The sequence below is a fragment of the Synechococcus sp. BA-120 BA3 genome (assembly GCF_034931285.1).
In the GTDB taxonomy this organism is placed as follows: Bacteria; Cyanobacteriota; Cyanobacteriia; order PCC-6307; family Cyanobiaceae; genus Cyanobium.
Genome location: NZ_JAYGHZ010000427.1, coordinates 1 through 2,220, shown reverse-complemented (window position 1 = coordinate 2,220; position 2,220 = coordinate 1). Strand labels below are relative to the sequence as shown.

At 73.8% G+C, this 2,220-nt stretch carries 3 protein-coding genes; 2 read left to right on the top strand and 1 reads right to left on the bottom strand.

The window, feature by feature from the left end; genetic code table 11:
- On the bottom strand, positions 1 to 1,553 hold a 1,553-nt coding region (locus VB737_RS16400; protein ID WP_500314528.1), incomplete at its 3' end, for a glycoside hydrolase family 38 N-terminal domain-containing protein.
- A gap of 162 nt (positions 1,554 to 1,715) precedes the next feature.
- Here VB737_RS16400 and VB737_RS16395 point away from each other — a divergent pair.
- Complete coding sequence (locus VB737_RS16395) at positions 1,716 to 1,835, top strand: photosystem II reaction center protein I (RefSeq protein ID WP_015109632.1); 120 nt, start codon at positions 1,716 to 1,718, stop codon at positions 1,833 to 1,835.
- A gap of 189 nt (positions 1,836 to 2,024) precedes the next feature.
- On the top strand, positions 2,025 to 2,220 hold a 196-nt coding region (locus VB737_RS16390), incomplete at its 3' end, for a hypothetical protein (RefSeq protein WP_500314526.1).

Here is a 2,220-nt window from a genome sequence, read left to right as displayed (position 1 = left end):
GCCCGGCGGCGGGCGCCCCGCCACTGGGGCTCGGCCTGCTCGAACACCTCCGGGATCGCCGTGCCCGGCAGGATGTCGTGGAACTGCTGGAACAGCAGGGTGCGCCAGTCGTCGCTGGCGGCCGGCGCCGGCCTGCCGAAGAGCGCCGCGGCCAGATCCGCCTCCCGCAGCAGCCGCTCCAGGCTGCGGTTGTGGCGCTTCTGGTCCGGCCGGCTGGTGGGGCAGCCGCGGTGCAGCTCCAGATAGAGCTCATCGCGCCACACCGGCAGCTGCCCCGCCAGTGTCTCCAGCGGCTCCAGGTAGGCGCGCAGGGTGCCGTGGCGCTGGCCCGCGGCCACGGGCTGCTCCTGCCAGAGCGCCAGATGCTCCAGCATCTCGGCGGTCGGCCCGCCGCCGTGGTCGCCGACCCCGGGCAGCCACAGGGCATCGGCGCAGCCAGTGGCCTGCTGCCACTGCAGCCGGTAGCGCTCCATCGCCACCGGATCGCCGTCGGTGCCGATCGGCGCCGTCATCAGGGCCAGCACCTCGGCGCCGCAGCGGCTGCGCCAGCGGAACAGCCGGTGGGGGAAGGGGTTGGTGGCATTCCAGGCGAGTTTGTGGGTGCAGAACCAGCGCACGCCGGTGGCCGCCGCCAGCGCCGGCAGACCGGCGGCGAAGCCGAAGCTGTCCGGCAGCCAGGCCAGCCGGTGGCTCCATTCCGGGAAGCTGCGCCGGCTGTAGGCCTGGCCCTCCTGGAACTGGCGCAGCAGCGAAGCGGTGGAGAGCAGCACGCAGTCGCTCTCCACCCAAGGCCCGTTGAGCGGCTCGAAGCGACCCGCCCGCATCGCCCGGCGGACCCGGGCGAACAGGGCCGGCCGGTGGCGCTCCAGCCAGGCGTAGAGGGCCGGGGTGGAATGGCCGAAGTGGAGCGTGTCGAAGCGCTCCATCAGATCGAGGGCGGAAGCGAAGGTGCGCTCCGCCGCCTGCCAGGTGTCGGCCACCGGCCACAGCCAGGCCAGATCGAGGTGGGCGTGGCCCAGCACGTGCAGCACCCCCTCCCCCGGCTCCCCGTCATGGCGGTGCTCGCGGCGCAGCTGCCGCAGCTCGTCGGCGGTGGCCGCCAGCAGGCCGAGGGGATCGGCCGGATCCAGGGGCTCCAGCTCGATGCGGCTGCTGATCAGGGCGCCGTCGTCGTGCAGGGGGCTGCGCAGCCGCAGCTCCAGATCGAGGGCCTCCCCCCGCCACCAGCGCTCGGGCAGGGGCCAGCGGCAGGCGGTGTCGAACAGATCGCCGCTGTGGATGCGCTCGCCATCCACCCACAGCTCGGCGCGCTCGGCCCACCAGCGCAGCGCCAGCCGCGCCCGGGCGCCCTCCGCCAGGGGAACCCAGCCCTCCGGGCACGGGCAATGCAGGCGCAGACGGCACCACTGGCCGCCCCGCGGCCAGATGATCAGGCCCCGGGCCGCCCAGTCGGGGCGGTGGCGGCGGCCCCACGCCCCCCCCAGCGCCGGACCGCTTGCGCCCCCTGGCTGGACGGCCTGCCAGAGGGGTTGGAGATCCAGGGGCCGGGGCATGGGGAACGTGACCGAAACGTTTCAATCGGAGCCGGTTGCCCCCGCCAAACGGCATCGGACAGGCTGGATGGCCAACCACCACCCATAAGATGATGCGGCTGCCGAGGGGTCATCGAGACCCGTACCGGCGCCTGTCACTCCCTGTCACCCGCCGGACAGACCATGCTCGCTCTCAAGATCTCGGTTTACTCCGTCGTCTTCTTCTTCATCGGGATCTTCGTCTTCGGCTTCCTGGCCAGCGATCCCACCCGATCCCCCAGCCGCAAGGACCTGGAGGACTGACCCCTTGCGCGGCGGCCCCGCCCGCCACCCGTCCGGACAACCGGACCGCCCCGGGGGCCGCCCCCGAACTCCCATGGCAGGATCGGCCGCGTTCTTGCTGCCCATCCGCTGCCTGTGGTGCTCCATCCCCGCTCGGGACGTCGCCAGGCCCCAGAAGGCCTGACCCCTGGGCTGGGCCTGTGGCTGGGCATGTCTGGCGTGCTGGCGTTGACGGCCGCACCGGTCCAGGCCCGGCCGGACCTCCCTTCCAGGCTCCAGGCCGCCCAGGCGCAGCTCGCTCCGGCGCCGGCAGCCACCCCCGGCACCGCCTCAACCCCCGATCCGTTCGACGACGAGCTCGAGCCTGAGCCACCCGCCGGGGCCCAGGCCGGAGCCGAGCCCGCAC

What these genes read in the sequence shown, in the direction of transcription:
- VB737_RS16395 (WP_015109632.1), top strand. Translation starts at nt 1,716, where the DNA reads ATGCTCGCTCTCAAGATCTCGGTTTACTCCGTCGTCTTCTTCTTCATC.